Source organism: Antarctobacter heliothermus (genome assembly GCF_900188425.1).
GTDB lineage: Bacteria > Pseudomonadota > Alphaproteobacteria > Rhodobacterales > Rhodobacteraceae > Antarctobacter > Antarctobacter heliothermus.
The window spans coordinates 1-17,255 of sequence record NZ_FZON01000071.1 but is presented as its reverse complement, the minus strand read 5'-3'; the positions used below and the strand labels follow the sequence as shown (position 1 = coordinate 17,255).

Annotated in this window: 19 protein-coding genes and 1 riboswitch; of the genes, 6 read left to right on the top strand and 13 right to left on the bottom strand. The window is 64.7% G+C overall.

Annotated features, from left to right (window positions below; genetic code table 11):
* From CHB90_RS22870 to CHB90_RS22850, 5 genes are all read left to right on the top strand, one after another.
* On the top strand, positions 1-2,278 hold a 2,278-nt coding region (locus CHB90_RS22870; RefSeq protein ID WP_089280096.1), incomplete at its 5' end, for a baseplate multidomain protein megatron.
* Between the two features lie 10 nt (positions 2,279-2,288).
* Positions 2,289-3,365: a DUF2793 domain-containing protein gene (locus CHB90_RS22865; RefSeq protein WP_089280095.1), complete on the top strand. Its 1,077-nt coding sequence runs from the start codon at positions 2,289-2,291 to the stop codon at positions 3,363-3,365.
* A gap of 19 nt (positions 3,366-3,384) precedes the next feature.
* Entirely contained in the window at positions 3,385-3,600 is a 216-nt protein-coding gene (locus CHB90_RS22860; RefSeq protein WP_234992301.1) for a DUF6127 family protein, read from the top strand.
* Positions 3,601-3,748: 148 nt separating this feature from the next.
* Positions 3,749-4,423 (top strand): YcbK family protein, encoded by a 675-nt coding sequence (locus CHB90_RS22855; protein ID WP_089280094.1) that lies wholly within the window; start codon positions 3,749-3,751, stop codon positions 4,421-4,423.
* A complete protein-coding gene (locus CHB90_RS22850; protein WP_085880433.1) occupies positions 4,420-4,677 on the top strand; it encodes a hypothetical protein in 258 nt (85 codons plus the stop codon). The genes CHB90_RS22855 and CHB90_RS22850 overlap by 4 nt, the downstream gene beginning before the upstream one ends.
* Before the next feature lie 344 nt (positions 4,678-5,021).
* Here CHB90_RS22850 and CHB90_RS22840 read toward each other — a convergent pair whose 3' ends face one another.
* The 3 genes from CHB90_RS22840 to CHB90_RS22830 are packed head-to-tail and all read right to left on the bottom strand — an operon-like array spanning position 5,022 to position 8,071.
* Entirely contained in the window at positions 5,022-6,305 is a 1,284-nt protein-coding gene (locus tag CHB90_RS22840; RefSeq protein ID WP_085880431.1) for a DUF6522 family protein, read from the bottom strand.
* Complete coding sequence (locus tag CHB90_RS27390; protein ID WP_085880430.1) at positions 6,298-7,470, bottom strand: P-loop NTPase; 1,173 nt, start codon at positions 7,468-7,470, stop codon at positions 6,298-6,300. Before CHB90_RS27390 ends, CHB90_RS22840 begins: the two co-directional genes overlap by 8 nt.
* Positions 7,457-8,071, bottom strand: coding sequence for a MarR family winged helix-turn-helix transcriptional regulator (locus tag CHB90_RS22830; RefSeq protein WP_085880429.1), 615 nt, complete (start codon positions 8,069-8,071; stop codon positions 7,457-7,459). Before CHB90_RS22830 ends, CHB90_RS27390 begins: the two co-directional genes overlap by 14 nt.
* Positions 8,072-8,156: 85 nt before the next feature.
* Here CHB90_RS22830 and CHB90_RS22825 point away from each other — a divergent pair, with 85 nt between their 5' ends.
* Positions 8,157-9,017, top strand: a complete 861-nt coding sequence (locus CHB90_RS22825; RefSeq protein ID WP_085880428.1) for a sigma-70 family RNA polymerase sigma factor — start codon at positions 8,157-8,159, stop codon at positions 9,015-9,017.
* A 198-nt stretch (positions 9,018-9,215) separates the two neighbouring features.
* Here the strand turns inward: CHB90_RS22825 and CHB90_RS22820 are convergent, their stop codons facing one another.
* The 10 genes from CHB90_RS22820 to thiD are packed head-to-tail and all read right to left on the bottom strand — an operon-like array spanning position 9,216 to position 16,651.
* The gene (locus CHB90_RS22820) at positions 9,216-9,974 is read right to left on the bottom strand and encodes an ABC transporter permease (protein WP_085880427.1); all 759 of its coding nucleotides are present in this window, start codon (positions 9,972-9,974) and stop codon (positions 9,216-9,218) included.
* On the bottom strand, positions 9,971-10,687 hold the full coding sequence (locus tag CHB90_RS22815; RefSeq protein ID WP_085880426.1) for an ABC transporter ATP-binding protein: 717 nt from the start codon (positions 10,685-10,687) through the stop codon (positions 9,971-9,973). The genes CHB90_RS22820 and CHB90_RS22815 overlap by 4 nt, the downstream gene beginning before the upstream one ends.
* 17 nt (positions 10,688-10,704) lie before the next feature.
* Entirely contained in the window at positions 10,705-11,388 is a 684-nt protein-coding gene (locus CHB90_RS22810) for a TenA family protein (protein ID WP_085880425.1), read from the bottom strand.
* Positions 11,385-12,332: an ABC transporter substrate-binding protein gene (locus CHB90_RS22805; protein WP_085880424.1), complete on the bottom strand. Its 948-nt coding sequence runs from the start codon at positions 12,330-12,332 to the stop codon at positions 11,385-11,387. Before CHB90_RS22805 ends, CHB90_RS22810 begins: the two co-directional genes overlap by 4 nt.
* A gap of 26 nt (positions 12,333-12,358) precedes the next feature.
* Complete coding sequence (locus CHB90_RS22800) at positions 12,359-13,321, bottom strand: HesA/MoeB/ThiF family protein (RefSeq protein WP_085880423.1); 963 nt, start codon at positions 13,319-13,321, stop codon at positions 12,359-12,361.
* Positions 13,318-13,914 carry a thiamine phosphate synthase gene (locus tag CHB90_RS22795; RefSeq protein ID WP_085880422.1) on the bottom strand — a complete coding sequence of 199 codons (597 nt, stop codon included), beginning with the start codon at positions 13,912-13,914 and terminating at the stop codon, positions 13,318-13,320. The genes CHB90_RS22800 and CHB90_RS22795 overlap by 4 nt, the downstream gene beginning before the upstream one ends.
* Positions 13,911-14,672 (bottom strand): thiazole synthase, encoded by a 762-nt coding sequence (locus CHB90_RS22790; RefSeq protein ID WP_085880421.1) that lies wholly within the window; start codon positions 14,670-14,672, stop codon positions 13,911-13,913. The genes CHB90_RS22795 and CHB90_RS22790 overlap by 4 nt, the downstream gene beginning before the upstream one ends.
* Before the next feature lie 3 nt (positions 14,673-14,675).
* Complete coding sequence (gene thiS / locus CHB90_RS22785) at positions 14,676-14,873, bottom strand: sulfur carrier protein ThiS (protein ID WP_085880420.1); 198 nt, start codon at positions 14,871-14,873, stop codon at positions 14,676-14,678.
* Positions 14,863-15,843 carry an FAD-dependent oxidoreductase gene (locus CHB90_RS22780; protein ID WP_085880419.1) on the bottom strand — a complete coding sequence of 327 codons (981 nt, stop codon included), beginning with the start codon at positions 15,841-15,843 and terminating at the stop codon, positions 14,863-14,865. Before CHB90_RS22780 ends, thiS begins: the two co-directional genes overlap by 11 nt.
* Complete coding sequence (gene thiD / locus CHB90_RS22775; protein WP_085880418.1) at positions 15,836-16,651, bottom strand: bifunctional hydroxymethylpyrimidine kinase/phosphomethylpyrimidine kinase; 816 nt, start codon at positions 16,649-16,651, stop codon at positions 15,836-15,838. Before thiD ends, CHB90_RS22780 begins: the two co-directional genes overlap by 8 nt.
* A gap of 52 nt (positions 16,652-16,703) precedes the next feature.
* Positions 16,704-16,801: riboswitch (TPP riboswitch) on the bottom strand.
* Positions 16,802-17,255 lie beyond the last annotated feature (454 nt).

The following is a 17,255-nucleotide window of genomic DNA, read 5'->3' as shown; positions in this document are numbered from 1 at the left end:
CGAGCATCTCGACGGGGCCGAGGGCTGGCCCGCGATCTATGACCGCGCCTATCTGCAGGCGAACATCGCGGGCGGCGAAGGCTTCGACTGGTTCTATGCCAGCGCGGCGGATCGCACCTCGCAGGTTCGGACGGCCATCACGGATGGCGCCGCCAGCAAGCCATGGGTCTTCCGCTACAAGGATCTGCGCGCCTGGTGGTCGAACCCGCACTACAACCGCCCGGGCGGGGTGGAAAGCGGGACGCCCACCGCATGGGTACCGCAGTCGAAGCCGATCTGGTTCACCGAGCTGGGCTGTCCCGCCATCGACCGGGGGACCAACCAGCCCAACGTGTTCTTCGACCCGAAATCGTCCGAGAGCTTCACGCCGCATTTCTCGCGCGGCTGGCGGGACGACGCGATCCAGCGCGCGTATCTCGAGGCGACCTATCTCTGGTGGGGCGCCCCGGCCAACAACCCGCTGTCCTCGGTCTACGGCGCGCGCATGGTGCATGTGCCGGAATGCGCCGCCTGGACATGGGACGCGCGGCCGTACCCGTTCTTCCCGGCGCTGACCGACGTCTGGACGGACGGGGCGAACTGGCGGCTCGGGCACTGGCTGACCGGAAGGCTGGGCGCGGCGTCGCTCGCCGCACTCGTCCGGCACCTCTGCCTGCGCGCCGGGCTGCCCGAGGCGAGGATCGACGTCTCCGGACTCTGGGGCGCGGTCGAGGGCTACGCCATCACCGCGCTCGAAAGCCCGCGCGCCTCGATCACCACGCTGTCGCGCCACTTCGGCTTCGACGCCGTTGAGACCGAGGGCGTGATCCGCTTCGTCATGCGCGGCCGGGCCTCTGTCGCCACCCTCGTCCACGACGATCTGGTCGCCGCCCGCGAGGGCGACGTGCTGGAACTGACGCGCGGCCAGGAGACCGAACTGCCGCAAGCCCTGAAATGGCAGGTCGCGCGGGCGGATGAGGATTACGACGCGGCCCTCGTCGAGGCGCGGCGCATCACGGTGGACACGACCCGCATCGCCTCCGAGTCCTTCCCGATGGCGGTGCCGCCCGAGGAGGCCGAGCGGCGCTGCCGCCGTGCCCTGATGGAGGCATGGGTGGGACGCGAGACGGCGGCGTTCCGATTGCCGCCCTCTCGCCTCGCGCTCGACCCGGCCGACGCGATCCGGCTGGAGCATGACGGGCGGCTGGTCGATCTGCGGCTCGTCTCCATCGCCGACGCCGAGGCGCGCGGGATCGAGGCGGTCCGCGAGGACCGGGCAACCTACGATCTGCCGCCCGGCGATCCCCGCGCGGCGTCGCTGACGCGTGCTGTCGTGTTCGGCGCGCCGGATGCGGTGCTGATGGACCTGCCGCAATTGACCGAGGACCAGCCCGCGCATCGGCCGCTGGTCGCCGCGCACGCGGTTCCCTGGCCCGGCGAGATGGCGGTGTTCCGCAGCCCGTCGACCGATGGCTTCGAGCTGGTGACCACCTTCGGCAGCCGCGCCCGGATCGGGATGCTGGTCTCCGACCTCTACGCGGGGCACACGTCGCGCTTCGATCTCGGCAATGCGCTTGTGGTCGATCTGCTGACCGGCACGCTGGAAAGCGTCACCGACCTCACGCTGTTCGGCGGCGCCAACGCGCTCGCCATCGAGAGCGCGCCCGGCGTCTGGGAGATCGTGCAGGCGGGCGCGGCGGAGCTTCTGGCGCCCGGCCGGTATCGGCTGACCCGGCTCCTGCGCGGCCAGCGCGGCACCGAGGGTGCGATGGGTAACCCGGCGCCTGCGGGCGGGCGGGTCGTCGTGCTGGACACCGCGCTGGCGTCCCTGCCGATCGCCGAGGCCGATCTCGGCATCCCGTGGAACTGGCGTATCGGCCCGGCGAGCCGTCCGGTCAGCGACGAGACCTATGTGGCGCAGGCCTTCACGCCAACGGGCGCCGGGCTGCGGCCGTTCTCCGTCGCCCATGTCGCGCAACCGTGGCGAACGCCGCGGACGCCCGGCGACCTGACGATCCGCTGGACGCGGAGGTCACGCGCGCTTGCTGCCGACAGCTGGGGCGCGGTCGAGGTGTCACTGGCGGAAGAGCTGGAAGCCTACGAGGTCGAGATCCTCGACGGCGCCACCGTGAAGCGGGTGCTGAGCACCGCCACGACCAGCGCGATCTACACCGCCGCCCAGCAGAGCGCCGATTGGGGCGCGCCGCTCGGCCCCGGCGACACGCTCGACGTCCGCATCTTCCAGCTCTCCGCCCTGATCGGGCGGGGCGCGCCAAAGACCGTCACGCTCACGTTCTGAAGGCCATCCCATGTCCGACGCCACGACCCATCTGTTGCTGCCCTACATCCTCGCGGCGCAGGCCCAGAAGCATGTCACGCACAACGAGGCGCTGCGCATCCTTGATGGGCTGATCCAGCTTTCCGTTCTCGACCGTGATCTGACCGCGCCGCCCGGTAGCCCGGCCGATGGCGACCGCTACATCGTGGCGAACGGCGGGACCGGTGACTGGACGGGGTGGGACCTGAACGTGGCGCTGTTCACGGATGGGACCTGGCTGCGTCTGCCGCCCCGGGCGGGCTGGCGTGCATGGGTTGAGAACGAAGGGTTGCTGCTGGTTTACGACGGCTCCGCCTGGATCAGCACGATCCCCGACGTATCGCAGAACATGGCGCTGCTCGGGCTTGGCACGGCTGCCGACGCTGCCAACCCGTTTTCGGCCAAGCTGAACGCGGCACTTTGGACCGCGAAAACCGTCGCCGAAAGCGGGAACGGCGATCTGTTCTACACGATGAACAAGGAGGCTGCGGGCGACGATCTCGGTCTGACGCTGCAGACCAACTTCGTGACAAAGGCGCTGGTCGGCCTGTTCGGGTCGGACCGGTTTCGTCTCGCGGTCTCCACCGATGGCAGCACCTTCTTCGACGGCATGACCGTCGACAACGCCAACGGCATCGTCGACCAGCCACAGCTGCCGCGATTCAAGGCGTACACCGACTACGACAATTATGTCGGCGTCGGCACCTGGACCAAGATCGACCTCAACACCACCGACTATAACGATCAGGGGGATTTCGATGCCGGGACCAGCCTCTTCACCGCGCCCGTCGATGGGACATACCTCTTCGGCGCAACGCTGCTCTACAAGATCAACGCCAGCGCCACTGCCCGCATGCGTGGGCGGCTCGTGCTGAACGGGACTAAAGAAATCCGTGGCTCCTTCGGCGAAATCTCCGCCACCCATGTCTCGCTTGCCACGGCCATCTGGCTGCAGGCCATGGTGCCGCTGACGGCGGGCGATACCGTGGAACTGCAAGGGTATTTCCGGGTCGCCGACGGCTACTTCGCCGCCGATCACACGTCCTTCTGGGGCTGCAAGGTCGGCTGAGCGGTGGGAGGATGATCCGATGACACCACCCCAATACGAGGGCTTCGTGCGCATGCCGGATGCCGAGTTCGAGGCGATCCTGGCACGTGCGGCCGAGAAAGGCGCGAAACGGGCGCTGGCCGACGTGGGTCTCGATGGCGAAGAAGCCGCGCTCGATATCCGGGATCTTCGGTCTCTCTATTGGATGGCATTCGGCTGGTGCGCCGCACCGCCATGCAAACCGCCGTCCGCATGATCACAACCGGCGTGATGCTGGCTCTACTGGCCGGGATCGCGATCAAGCTGAAGATCTTCGGCGGCGGGGCGTAGCCACACGCCTCAACAAGCCACCCGCTCACCCGAACCCGCCCTGATGGCGGGTTCTTCCGTTTCTGGAGGACAACATGACCACGAACTTTTACGACCATTGGCGCGATGTGCCGGAAAGCGCTCGGCGCTGGCCCAACTTTTCGCCCGCCGAAATCGCCTGCCGCGGGACCGGTAAGCTGCTGATCAATGCCCCGGCGCTCGACAAGCTCCAGGCGCTCCGCGACTGGCTCGGCAAACCTCTGATCGTTCGTTCTGCCTATCGCAGCCCGGAACACAACCGCGCCGTCGGCGGCGCGACGCGTTCCAAGCACATGGATGGCGAAGCTTTCGACATCGCTATGTCGAACCACGACCCGGTCGCGTTCGAGGCAGCGGCACGCGCGGTCGGCTTCCTCGGGTTTGGTTTCTACCGGCGCTCGGGCTTCATCCATGTCGATCTCGGCCCGGCACGGCAGTGGGGGCATCGTTTTCCGGTTCGGGCCATTGCCTTCGCCGAGGACATGCAGCTCGCGCGCGAGGTGCTGGCGCAAAGTCGCACCATGAAAGGCGGCGGTGCGGCCGGAGTAGCGACGCTGGGCGCAGCCGGGGTCGAGGTGGCGCAGAACGTACTAGCCGTGACCCAACCCGCGGTTCTGCCGCTGGTGCCATACCTCGATACGCTCCGCTGGGTGTTCATCGCCGTGGCGCTTGGGGGCATCGCCGTTACGATCTATGCGCGGCTCGATGACTGGCGCAGGGCGCAGCGATGATTACCGCCTTGCTGGGCGGCATATCGGCCAGTCCATTTGGGCGAGCGGCCCTGCGGTACGGCGCTGTTGCCCTTGCCATCCTGCTGTTCCTGCTGTCGATCCGCCGCGCCGGAGAGCGCGTCGGGCGGCTCGCGGAACGTCTCGCAACCACGGAGAAAGCCAATGACGTACAACGCCGGATGCTGGAAGCGGCGGCTCGTCGTCCTCGTAATCGCGACGATCTGGTTGACCGGTTGCGTGGGGGTGGGTTTTGAAAATGGCAGTGCAGCGGCATGCCCACCGACCGTAGAATACAGTCAGGAGTTCCAAGTGCGCACGGCTGAGGAATTGGCGCTAATGCCAGACGGATTAGCCGTCATCGAGATGATGGGCGATTATGGGGTCATGCGGGAGCAGGCAGCCGCGTGCCGTTGAGATGGGACTACTGCTCACATGGGGTGCCAAACCCCCGTTAGAGCCTGTGGCGAACCCAGAACAGATGGCGGAAACGCTATCCCGCTATACAAGCTGCCGCTTCACGTTTGGAAACAGCGTCGAAGGAGGCTTAACCAATCCGGCTTTCCGAAAGGCTTGTTTGTTCGAAACTTACGCGGCTATTTCATGCGCGTTGGGTCTTGTCGCGTTGCACGACATCTGTGTGCTCTGAATGCGGATGGTCGAGACGGCTGATTTCACGGAGGTGGTAGTCGCTCTCGCTTTCGCCGTCCTGAGGCCCGCGAGACAGGGCGCCGGCCAGATCGAAGAACCCTTTGCCCGGAAGATCCTCGCGGCCACGACTGACAGCGCGGGCCGCGATGAAGGGGCGACCGGCAGCGGCGTCTTCGCGCATTGTTGCCTCCAGCGCGCGAGTGACACGGCCCACCGAACCGGGCGTCCAAAGCCCAAGTGCCCGCGCAAGCGCGCCATAAGTGACAGGCGCGTCATCGGTGGAAAGCGCCGCAAGATGCGCGCGCACGCGGTCTGCAAGGTTTTGCGCGCGGTCAGCGGCCGCCCCGATCTCGCGGGGGGGCGGAATTTCCCGCGCCGATCCATCGGTCATCACTTCGGCGGCCCAGGCCCGCGCCGTGCTGCGCAGAATGATCCGGGTCTTGCCCGCGTCGGCACCCTCGCCAGTTTCTGTCACACCGACGACGTCGCCGGTTTGCAGCCCCTCGCGCAGCGTCTGCGGCGTCAGCCCAAGCCGTGGCGCCAGGTAGGCGGGATCGACGAGAATCTCTCCATCGTCCCAACCGATCACACCTGGTGGCAGCGGACGGTTCAGAACGGGCGACGGACCGTCGTTCTGCGCGTAGGACCCCCCGTCGTCCCGTGCGTAGAACGGATTGCTGCCCGCTGCATGATCGGTCACGTCCACGATCTCGCGGATCTGCGGAAGTGCTGCGCGCAGCATTTGTTCCACACCCTGTCGCAAGGTGGCGGAGGACGCGGCACAGCCCTGACAGCCGCCGGACATGCGCAGATAGACCGAGCCGCCCGCAACGCGTTCGACTGAGATATGACCGCCATGGGACGCGATGGACGGATTGACCTGTCGTTCCAGCAACTCCTCGACCGCACGCAGAAGGGCGGCATCAGGGGCGGTGTTGGAGCCAAGCGGCGCGTCCGTGGCGTCAAGCACCTGCCGGATCGCCGCGGCGATGGTTGGCTTCAGCAGCGCCCAATCGGTTTGCGCGTCCTTTTGCACCAGGATCGTGGCCTCGGCCACCTCGACCCGTCTTACACCCGCGACGGCAAAAAGCACGCGCGCCAACGGGGCGTCATGCGTCTTTTCCAATCGTCCGGAACGTCCTTCCTGCACTGGGCTGTCCAGAACGAAAGACATGACATCGGCATCGCGCGCCGAGGCCTGCGCGCGGATGCGGCGGTGGGTTTGTTCAGACATCTTCCAACTCCGTGCTACGCATCGTGCGCAGAGATTTGAACGTATAAATGCCGGTGTCATGGCCATCGCTGAAAGCCATGCCGAGGGCATAGTTTCCGACACTCCAGATCCGCGTGATCCGGATGTCGAGAGGCACTCTGTCAGGGATCAAGAGCTGTGCACCTGTCATCTCTTCGCGACATTGCGCGCAAGCGCAGGCAAGGCGCAGATCGCGCGGCGAAAGATGCTGCTCATACCCGTCGGCCCAGCACAACGCGAGCCCCGCCGCATCGTCATCAAGCGCCCGCAGACGGTCGGTCGGCCCGTCCGGCGTAGGCGGTGCCAGAGCCGGTGCGGGCTTTCCGGTGCCGTCGGCCAGCGTCCAGGCGAAGGGGGTGGCGATACCGCCCATGTCGCCTCCCGCGCGCGCCAGCGTCGCCGCGATCTGGGCGTAGGCCATGGCGGCTGGGCTGCCCGGTGCGGCCGTGACGAGCGGGATGCCGTCATCACCGCAATCGACCACGGCAGGGTCAAGCGGCACCTTGCCGAGAAAGGGCACCGCCAGTTCCTGCGCGATCGCCTCGCCGCCGCCCTCATGAAAGATATGCGTGAGGGTTCCGCATGACGGGCAGGTGAAGCCGCTCATGTTCTCGACGATGCCAAGGATCGGCACGTTGACCTGCTCCATCATGCGCAGGCCGCGCCTCGCGATCTTGAGGCTGACGTCTTGCGGCGTGCTCACGACCACGGCGCCTGCCAGCGGGAAGGCCTGAGCCAGCGTCAACTGAATGTCGCCTGTGCCCGGCGGCAGGTCGAGAAGCAGCACGTCCAGCGCGCCCCAGTCCACCTGCCGGACGAACATCTGCAGGTATTTCGTCACCATCGGCCCGCGCAGGATCGCGGGCTTGTCGTCGTCGCTCAGCATCGCCATGGAGATGACCTTGACGCCGTGCGCCTCGGCCGGGATCACCTTGCCTTCGGGCGTCATGGCGGGCTTGTCACCTGCGATCCCCAGCATTCCGGGGATGGAGGGGCCGTAGATATCGGCATCGACGATGCCCACAGCGAGCCCAGCCTGGGCCATGGCCACGGCAATGTTGGCTGTGACAGTGGATTTTCCCACTCCGCCCTTGCCGCTGCTGATCGCGATCATGCGGGGCGCGGCACGTGTGTCAGGCGCGGTCATCGCGTTCTCCCTCGGTCTGTATCCCGCGCGCGGGACCCTGGTAGCTTGCGCATAGCTGGTCGATCTCCTCCGCGGCCAGCTCGGCCGCCATGCAGGCGCAATAGCCGCTGTCATTCGCGGGCGTAAAATGGCTGCAGTCCTGGCATGTGCCGAAGGCTGGCACATCCCTCAGCCCTGCAAGCGCAGACGTCATGCGCGACAGCGTTTGCAGGAAGCGGTCGCGCTCGTCCTCCTGAAGCTGGCCGATCACACCGATCAGATCGCTGAGCGGGTCATGCACCAGCGTCTCGAGGCCCATTGCCGTAAGGTCAAAGCGAACGCTGCGCCGATCCCGGTCGGAGCGTTGACCGGTGATCAGGCCGCGGCGTTCGAGGGTCTTAACGATCTGTGATGCGGTGCCGCGCGTAGTCGCCTGAAAACTTGCGAAGCCCGAGGGCGTGCGGGTACTGCCATTGGCCCGTGCGAAGAACCGCAGGCAGGTCCATTGCGCTGCTGTCAGGCTGGATCGCGGATTTTCGTTGCGGGCCTCGCTACGCGCCGCGCGGCCGACATGGACGAGCAGTTCGGCGATGCGGTTTGGCGTTTGATATTGGTTGATCATGTCTATTTGGTAGCGAAGCGAAACCACTTTGACAAGAGTGGTGGTGAGAGACTAGTTTCGATTCGAATTTAAATGAGTCGTCGTGATGAACAAACATGCTCCGAATTGGGGAACCCATAGCCGCCACGCGCGCAGCGCGAACATGCTGTCGGCAAAGGAAGAGCGCGATCTGGTGCGCGCTTGGCAAGACCATGGCGACGCGCACGCGCGCGACACGTTGATGCGCGCCTTCGCCCCCATGGCCGCGGCAAAGGCCAAAAGGTTTTCGCCAGCCTCCCAGGAGGCAGACCCCGATCTGGTGCAGCAGGCCAATATCGGACTTCTGAAGGCGGCCGACCGCTTTGATCCAGACCGGGGGTTTCGCTTTGCGACCTATGCTGTCTGGTGGATCCGCGCCGAAATTCAGGAATACAAGCGCACCACCTTGTCGATTGTCCGGCGTCCGAATTCCGCTCAGTCGCGTTCGGCGGCCGCGCAGATCGCACGCCTTGACGTCGCGATGAAGGCTGATCCGCAGATCGACCGGGCCGAGGCAGACGCAAGAATTGCCGTTGAAAACGGTGTCACTATCGACCGTTTGGCTGATCTGCGCGCTCAGATCACTGGCAGGGATTACTCCCTGAATGTCCCGGTCCTCGATGACCAGGGAGAAGATCGCCTGGCGCTGCTGGTCGATCCGGAAAGTCTTGACGATCCGGCATCCCTGCACCGTCTGGACACGGAGGTATTGCGTCGCACGCTTGTCGAGGCGCTTACCGATTTGCCTGATCGAGAGCGCAACATAGTCGTGGCCACTCAGCTAAACGACCCACCTGCGACGCTGGATGCTCTGGGGTCGGTCTATGGTATCTCGAAGGAACGCGTGCGCCAGTTGCGCGAACGCGGTTTCGAACGGCTACGCGAGATAATGCGCAAGCGCGATCTGGTGCCGGAGAGTTTCCTGTGACGTCGACGGGATTAAGACCAGCCGTCAAACATCTGCCCTGCTGGATGCCACCAAAGCGGCGTGGGTGGCCGCCGGATCATTGAACCAGCGCTCGCGGGCATCGCTGTGACGGCCTATGCGCGAATTGATGGCTGGAAGCGGGTGCAGACAGGATCGCAGCTTTTCTTGATGGGATTGCTACCGTTTCATAGGCACGCGTCAGGCATACGAAAGCCGCTTTGACGACCACCGGGAAAGTACTTCGACCGTGACCCAGAGGCACAGTGAAAGGCAAGCGAGCACGATCAGAGCTGCAAACATAAGGGCGGTCTGGCCCCGACCGTTCGCCATCAACATCAGATGGCCAAGCCCCTGAGACGACCCAACCCATTCCCCGATGAGCACCGCCAGCGGGCCATAGACCACCGCCAACCGCAGCCCCGAAAGCAGCCCTGGTACCGCATAGGGAAGGCGCAGCAGCAGTGTCTCGCGCCAGCGACCGGCGCCCGACAGGCGCGACAGATCGGCCAGGCCTGGAGGCAGCGCCATCAGCCGGTCAAACAGCGCCGAGGCAATCGGAAAATAGGTGACAAGCGCGATCGTCACGATCTTGGACGGCATGCCATAGCCAAGCCACAGCGTGATCACGGGCGCCAGAGCAAATACAGGCACCGCTTGGGCCACCACCAGCATGGGGCGCAGCAGCCACCGCGCGCGCCGCGACAGGGCCAGCAGCAGTGCGGTCTCGACCCCCAGAAATATGCCGACGGCGAGACCAAGGCTCAGGTTGCCGGCTGACCACAGGGCGTTCTCCCAGATCAATGCTGCGTTGTCCCACAGGGCCTGCGCCACCAGTGTAGGCCCCGGCAGGATAAAGCGCGGCACGCCCGTCAGGCTCACGACCGCCTGCCAGATTGCCAGCGCCACCAACAAAACAAGGCAGCCGCGCCACAGGCCAGACATTGCATGCAGCATCATCCTGCCCCCTGTGCGGCAAGCAGGCGCATCCGCTTCAACAACGCGGCCTGCGCAGAGATGGTGGCTGCGGCCTCGGGCGCACGGGGGGGCATGGTGGGCGGCAGAATGCAGGGCGCGATGCCCGCCCGCGTGAGGATCCATGCAACATCGGCCAGCCGGATCGCCTCGGCCGGATCATGGGTGATAAGCACCACGGTGCGCCCAGCCAAAAGCCCAGCCGCCAAATCCTGCACTGTGTGGCGCGTCATCGCGTCCAGCGCCGAGAATGGCTCGTCCAGCAGGACAACCGCGCGATCTTCGTAAAGAGTGCGCGCAAGGGCGACGCGCTGGCGTTGACCGGCCGAAAGGTTTGCGGGTTTGCGCCTCTCCAGACCACCAAGGCCTACCCGCGCCAGCAAAGCTGCCGCGCGCTCCGTCTGTGCAGGTTCGCCACGCAGGCGCGCACAGATGGTAACATTGTCCAGCGCACAGGCCCATGGCAGAAGCTGGTCATCCTGCGCCATCATCGCCACGCGCGGAGCGATGGGCGCACCGTCCCCGGCCTTGAGCCGCCCTTTCAGGTGTGCCGCGCAAGGCAACCCCGCGATCAACCGCAGCAAGGATGTCTTGCCCACGCCGGACGGCCCCAAAAGCGCGCTCCACCGACCGGCGGGCAAGGTCAGATCGAGGCTGTCGATCAAGAGGGTATCCCCCGCCTTAAGCGATCCGGCCATATGGATGGATGGTGCGCTCACATCGCTGACGGGTCGCGGGCCATGTCCCAGAACCCGATCTCAAGCCTTGTGGCAGTGGCAAACCGCGCCTGTAAAGTCACCGCGCGCGGCAGATCGGCCCAGCCCGGCCCAAGGCGTCGCAAAATCGCTCCGTCGATCAGCGCGCCAACATCCCGGCACAGGGCCTGATACTCCGGCCCGCCATAGGTGGCGCACCAATCGCCGTAGGGTCCGGTAACGTCTTTCAACCGCGCGCCAATTTCGCCGTAACCCAGCACGCAAGGGGCCAGCGCCGCCATCAGGTCCAGAAAGTCGCCGGAATATCCCGCCTCGAGCACATAGCGTGTATAAGCAAGGTTCGCCGCCGCTTCGGGCGTTGTCTCCAGCGTGGCGCGGTCAATGCCGTGGGCGGCGCAGGTTTCCACGTGCAGCGGCATTTCCACATGTACCAACGCGTGCACCGTGGCGCTGGCCGCTGCCATTTCATCCAGCGTATCGGCTTTGGCAGCCGCCAGCGCCCATGCGCGCGCAAAATGAATCAGGAAAACATAATCCTGCCGCAGATAATGCAGATAGCTGTCTTGCGGCAGCGATCCGTCGCGCAAGCCTTCGACAAAGGCGTGATGCGTATAGCGGTCCCAATCCTGCCCCGCGCCCGCACGCCAAAGCGTGAAAGCGCGGCCATAGTCCGGTGCTGTCATTGCGCGGGCTCGGCTGTCACGTCGACCACCAGATCAGCGGCGGCAATAGCTGCATCGACAGCACCCTGGGCGACCAGAAAAGCTTCGAACCGCGTGTAACGGCCATGGTCCACGGCAGCGGGGCGGGTGGCAAAGCGCGGCCAGGTATCGCCCCAGGCTCGTGTGTTCAGTTCGTTGCGCAACTCGGCGCTGGTAGCGAAGAATATCTCACCGGCACCTTCGGGATCGTTCAGGATGTCGGCCGTGGCGCGTTCGGTAGCGAGCAGGAACCGGGCAATCATATCGCGGTTCAAATCCTCGGCCCGGGCGACATAGATCAACTCATCATAAGATGGCACGCCTTCGGCCTCGGGGTAGAAACAGCGCCCTTCAACGCCTTCAATGTCCATCTGGTTCAGTTCGAAATTGCGAAACGCGCCTATGACGCCATCCACTTGACCCGACATCAAAGCAGGCGAGATCGACCAGCCGATGTTGATCTGTTCGACATCATCGCCGGACACGCCGTTATGGGCCAACATGGCCGACAACAGCATTTCCTGCACACCGGCCACGGCAAAGCCCACTTTGCGTCCTGCCAGATCGGCAACCGATTGCACCGGTCCGTCGGCGCGCACCACAAGACAGGTCAGCGGCGTTTCGATCAGCGTGCCGACGCGCACCAGGTCCAGCCCTTCGCGCCGGTTCAGATGCAGTTCGGGTTGATAGGACACCGCAAGATCAACCCGCCCCGCCGCAACCATGCGCGGGGGATCGTTGGGATCGGCGGGGGTGACCAGCTCCACCTCAAGCCCCGCTTCTGCGAAGTACCCCAGTTCTTCAGCCAGGATAATCGGTCCGTGATCGGGGTTGATGAACCAATCCAGCATCACGGTCATTTTGTCTTGGGCAAAAGCGGGGGTGACCATCAGGGAAAGGGCGGCCGTGGCAAGAAGGTGTTTCATTGGTGTCTCCGGTTCAGGGTTTGGGATCAAGGATCGGGCAGCGCCAGCAGCGCGATATCACCTGCCCAACGGCTGCGCAGAGCGGTACAGGCGTGATGGGCGCGCAGGCCGGTGCGGCAGGCCAGGACGATCCGTGTGCCGTGGGGAGGCAAGGCCAGATCGGGCAAACCTTCGGGCGGGATATGGAGGGCGGTTGCGCGGAAGGGGGCGGGAACCTCGCTGCGCAGGTCGATTACCAGATCCTCGGGCGTGATCTGGCTGGTGGCGATGAAGGCTGCGGGGGTGTCAGGCTCCGGCGCGCTGTCAAAGCGAAAGCCTGACATGCGCCAGCTTGCGGCGTCCAATATCATCATCTGGCCCAGGGGCGAAGGCACCATATCCAGCAAAATCGCCAATGCCATTTGAGCCTGCATGGCTCCGATCATGGCCACCACGGGCCCCAGCACCCCGGCGGTTGCACATGTTGCGGCACTGCGCGGCAGATCGGGGAAAATGGCGCGCAACGATGGCGCCGTGGCACAAAAGCCCCCCACATAGCCCGAAAGACCAAGGGCCGAGGCGGAAATCAAGGGTTTGTCAGCAACAAAAGCGGCGTCCGATAGCGTAAAGCTGGCGGCAAATGTGTCGGCGCAATCCAGAACCACATCGACCTGGTCGACCAGAGCGGGCGCATTGGCGGGGGTCAGCCATTCGACCAGCGGGCGCATGGCGACATCGGGGTTGAGCGCGGCCAGCGCTGCGGCGGCAGCCTGTGCCTTGGGACGGCCGATGTCCTGCATCCGATATAGCGGCTGACGGTGCAGGTTGCTCTCAGTCACCTCGTCGCCGTCAATCAGGGTGATCGTGCCAACCCCGGCGCCTGCGAGATATTGCAACACCGGCACGCCAAGGCCACCCGCTCCGGCCACCAGAACATGGGCTGTGCGCAAGCGCGCTTGGCCTTTTGCGCCCACCTCCGGCAGGGCAATCTGTCTGGCATAGCGGTTCATGCTGTTGCCTTCAGCCAGGCCTGTATCCGGGCATCAGGGTCGGCGTTCAGGGTGATATCCGTCACCGCCGCCACCGTATCGGCCCCTGCGGCAAAGGCACCCGGCGCGCGTTCCACCGACATGCCACCGATGGCGCACAGCGGGATATCTCCAACTAGGGATTTCCATTCGGTCAGCCGATCAAGGCCCTGTTCGGTCCATTTCATCTGCTTCAGAATGGTCGGATAGACCGGGCCCAAGGCGATATACTCAGGGGCCAGTGTCACAGCGCGGTCCAGTTCCGCATGGTCATGGGTCGAAACCCCAAGCTTCAGGCCTGCGTGGCGAATTGCAGCGATATCGGCGGTGTCCAGATCCTCTTGTCCCAAGTGCAGCCAGTCGGCGTCCAGCTCAATCGCCAGTTGCCAGTGATCGTTGATTACCAGCGCCGCGCCATAGTGACGGCAACAGGCCAGTGCTGTGGAAATTTCGGCGCGCAGGATCTCATCGGGCTGCCCCTTGATGCGCAACTGCACAAGCCGCACCCCAAGGGGAACGGCCCGCACCACCCAATCGGCGCTGTCGAAAACGGGGTAAAAGCGGGGCAGTGTCATAGCCATGCCTTTCCAATGAGGGGGGTTGAAGGTACGGCCATGTCGCGCATGCCCATCGGCCCGGATGTGGCCGCCAGCGCGCCCGCCTGCACGGCCATGGCAAAGGCGCGCGCCATGGCGGCCGGATCATCCGCCTCGGCCACGGCGGTGTTCAGCAGGATCGCGTCATACCCCAGCTCCATCGCCTGCGCCGCATGGCTGGGCAGGCCAAGACCCGCGTCGATCACCATGGCCACATCGGGAAAGGCCGCGCGCAGGGTGCGCAACCCGTGAATGTTGTTCAGCCCCATCCCCGATCCAATGGGCGCGCCCCAGGGCATCAGCACCCGGCAGCCCGCATCAACCAGCCTTGCGGCCAACACCTGGTCTTCGGTGGTATAGGGGAACACCTTGAACCCATCGGCGCACAAGACCTCGGCGGCCTCCAGAAGGCCGAAAGGATCGGGTTGCAGCGTGTCGGCATTGCCGATCACCTCGAGCTTGATCCAGTCGGTCTGGAAATATTCGCGCGCCATCTGGGCGGTGGTGATCGCCTCGCGCGCAGAATGGCAGCCGGCAGTGTTCGGAAGCAGATGCACACCAAGGCCGCGCACCATGTCCCAGAACGCTTGACCCGCACCGCGTTCGCGCCGCAGCGATACCGTTGCGACCGATGCGCCGCTTTCGCGGAATGCAGCCTCCATCACCGCTGGCGAAGGAAAGCGCGCCGTGCCCAGCATCATTGGCGTTTTCAGGGTTTCGCCATAGAAATCGCGCATGGCTCAGCCCCCCTGCATCGCTGTCAAAACCTCAAGCCGATCAGCGGGCGACAGGGCGGTGCCGTCGCGCGCTGCCGCAGATACGAAGGTGCCGTTCAGTGCCGTTGCGACCCGCGCCTCTCCCAAACCCAGTTCAGCAAGCGCCTCGCCCACATTCGTCGCGGCGACATCGCGCTGTTCGCCATTCACTTCAATCTTCATCAAACAGATCCCCGGTCTTGCCAGTTAAAAGGTATTCGGCGGCTTGTTCCGCCAGCGCCGGTGCCATCAGAAAGCCGTGCCGGAACAACCCGTTCAGGTGCAAAATACGCCCCCTGCGGAGCACGCGCGGCACATGGTCGGCAAAGGCAGGGCGCAGATCAGCACCCATTTCGACGATTTCGGCCTCGGCAAAGCGCGGGTCCAACGCATAGGCGGCTGACAATAGCTCCAGCGCCGAGCGCGCCGTCACCCTGCCTCGCGCAGAACTTTCGATCTGCGTTGCACCCAGCATGAACAATCCATCCGCGCGCGGCACCACATATAGCGGATGGCGTGGATGCAGCAGGCGAATGGGCCGCGACAAGGCAATTTCGTCCGAGTGCAACACGATCATTTCGCCCCGCACGCCGCGTAGCCCCGGCAAATCATCCGCTGCTGCCAAGCCACGGCAATCGATCACCGGGCCGCTCAGGGTTGCAGGCTCGGCCTCGCCGATTTCGACAACGACACCGGCATCCAAAAGTGTTCGCGCCAGATCAGACAGTGCCAGTCGGGGATCCAGATGCGCCTCTGCGGCAAAGAACAGCCCGCGCCGGTGCTGTCCCGAAAGATCGGGTTCAAGCGCCGCAATCGCAGCCGCATCGCAGGCGGTTTTGCCGTCGGTCCGCGCGGCAAATCGGTCCAGCTCGCGCCTGTCCCGCTCTGGCGCGAGGACAAGTGTGCCATTTCTGGTCACGCGGGTCACGTCTGCCCAGAGATCGGCCGCTTCACGCCCGTGGACAACCACCGGCAGCTCGGCCGTGGCACCTTCGCAATCGGGGGCCAGCATCCCGCCAGCCCACCACGAACAGCCGTGCGGCCCCGGCGGCCCGGCCCGGTCGATCAGCCGGGGGGTCAGGCCGCGTGCCAGACAGGACCGCGCCGCCCAAAGGCCAGCGACCCCCGCGCCGATAATGGTAACATCACTCATCGGGCCAGACCGCATGGAAATGGTGGACCGGGCCATGTCCACCACCAATGTTCAATCGGTCTGCCGCGGCTATGGCGCCTTGCAGATAGGCATGGGCGTCGCGCACCGCCTCAGGCAGGGGCGCACCGCGCGCCAGCCCGGCCGCGATAGCCGCCGACAGGGTGCAGCCGGTGCCATGAGTGTTGCGCGTGGCGTGCCGTTGCGCCGACAGCCGTAACACGGCCTCGGGCGTGACCAGCAGATCGACACAATGCGCCCCGTCGCCATGGCCCCCTTTCATTAGCACCGCCCGCGGGCCCAGTGCCAGGAGCGCACGGCCCTGTTCCAGCATGGAGGGTTCGTTCACAGCCTCGGGCGTGTCGAGCAATCGCGCCGCCTCGGGCAGGTTCGGGGTCAGCAGGTCGGCGAGCGGCAGCATACGTGCGCGCAGTACTGAGACCGCATCATCGGACAAGAGGGGGTCGCCAGATTTCGCCACCATCACAGGATCAAGAACGACCGGTGCCGCGTACCCGGCCAGACCATCGGCGACGGCGTCAATCGCATCCGGCTCGCCCAGCATTCCGACCTTGATTGCTCCGATCACCAGATCGTCAAAGACCGCGTCCATCTGGGCCCGGATCATCGCCGGAGCCACCGCCGCCACCGCAGTGACAGCTCGGGTGTTCTGCGCAGTGATCGCGGTCAGGACGCTGGCGCCATAGACGCCCAAAGCACTGAAGGTCTTGAGGTCGGCCTGAATCCCGGCGCCCCCGCCACTGTCGGATCCTGCAATCGTCAACGCCTGAAAAGCCACACAAGCCCCCATTCAAAACAAGGGCCAAAAGCGTGGGGATACGGTATATGAAAAGCTGCGATTGCCACAGCTTTGCTCCGTTCCCTACGCCGGCATGACCCGGATCAGGTTCGATGGGTCGGCTTTCGCCTCTCAGCCTTTACGGCACCCCAACGGATAAAAGATTCTTATCTCCAAGGGCGCAGCAAGTCAAATCGATTGGCTGGAGGAGACATGTTGGGCGATAGAGATGAGGTCGATGCAAATTCTCCTTTAACGGCCACTACCTGTGCCAAGCTGATGGTGTCGATGTCCATGTTGATGGAGGGGGCTCCACCGCAAACTGCATCATTGCCGAGCTTGATGAGGAAGAGACGGCAATATTCGGCGCCGAAATAGATAATAAAATAACATCAATATCTTACGGGCCGGATAAGGTTCGACGGAGGTCGCGTCCGCTCCGCCACTTGCCCTCGCGAAAGTGTTCTCTTGATCCGGCTGCGGCCGGATTTTTCCGTTGTTTTCGAGGGTTATGCGGGAGGGGCTAAGCACCGCCAATGCTGGGAATGGCGTTTAATTGTTCTCTCTTGGCCAATGTTCTCTGAAGCTGATGACTACGTCTTTTTGGTGTTCAGGT

Bases quoted from the DNA above. Each gene is read 5' to 3' on its own strand.
- CHB90_RS22815 (WP_085880426.1), bottom strand. From the start codon at position 10,687: ATGGCCGGATCGCTTAAGGCGGGGGATACCCTCTTGATCGACAGCCTC.
- CHB90_RS22840 (WP_085880431.1), bottom strand. From the start codon at position 6,305: ATGTCTGAACAAACCCACCGCCGCATCCGCGCGCAGGCCTCGGCGCGC.
- CHB90_RS22800 (WP_085880423.1), bottom strand. From the start codon at position 13,321: ATGAACCGCTATGCCAGACAGATTGCCCTGCCGGAGGTGGGCGCAAAA.
- CHB90_RS22865 (WP_089280095.1), top strand. From the start codon at position 2,289: ATGTCCGACGCCACGACCCATCTGTTGCTGCCCTACATCCTCGCGGCG.
- thiS (WP_085880420.1), bottom strand. From the start codon at position 14,873: ATGAAGATTGAAGTGAATGGCGAACAGCGCGATGTCGCCGCGACGAAT.
- CHB90_RS22810 (WP_085880425.1), bottom strand. From the start codon at position 11,388: ATGACAGCACCGGACTATGGCCGCGCTTTCACGCTTTGGCGTGCGGGC.
- CHB90_RS22860 (WP_234992301.1), top strand. From the start codon at position 3,385: ATGACACCACCCCAATACGAGGGCTTCGTGCGCATGCCGGATGCCGAG.
- CHB90_RS22780 (WP_085880419.1), bottom strand. From the start codon at position 15,843: ATGAGTGATGTTACCATTATCGGCGCGGGGGTCGCTGGCCTTTGGGCG.
- CHB90_RS22855 (WP_089280094.1), top strand. From the start codon at position 3,749: ATGACCACGAACTTTTACGACCATTGGCGCGATGTGCCGGAAAGCGCT.
- CHB90_RS22830 (WP_085880429.1), bottom strand. From the start codon at position 8,071: ATGATCAACCAATATCAAACGCCAAACCGCATCGCCGAACTGCTCGTC.
- CHB90_RS22850 (WP_085880433.1), top strand. From the start codon at position 4,420: ATGATTACCGCCTTGCTGGGCGGCATATCGGCCAGTCCATTTGGGCGA.
- CHB90_RS22795 (WP_085880422.1), bottom strand. From the start codon at position 13,914: ATGACACTGCCCCGCTTTTACCCCGTTTTCGACAGCGCCGATTGGGTG.
- CHB90_RS22820 (WP_085880427.1), bottom strand. From the start codon at position 9,974: ATGATGCTGCATGCAATGTCTGGCCTGTGGCGCGGCTGCCTTGTTTTG.
- CHB90_RS22805 (WP_085880424.1), bottom strand. From the start codon at position 12,332: ATGAAACACCTTCTTGCCACGGCCGCCCTTTCCCTGATGGTCACCCCC.
- CHB90_RS22790 (WP_085880421.1), bottom strand. From the start codon at position 14,672: ATGCGCGATTTCTATGGCGAAACCCTGAAAACGCCAATGATGCTGGGC.
- CHB90_RS22825 (WP_085880428.1), top strand. From the start codon at position 8,157: ATGAACAAACATGCTCCGAATTGGGGAACCCATAGCCGCCACGCGCGC.
- thiD (WP_085880418.1), bottom strand. From the start codon at position 16,651: ATGGGGGCTTGTGTGGCTTTTCAGGCGTTGACGATTGCAGGATCCGAC.
- CHB90_RS27390 (WP_085880430.1), bottom strand. From the start codon at position 7,470: ATGACCGCGCCTGACACACGTGCCGCGCCCCGCATGATCGCGATCAGC.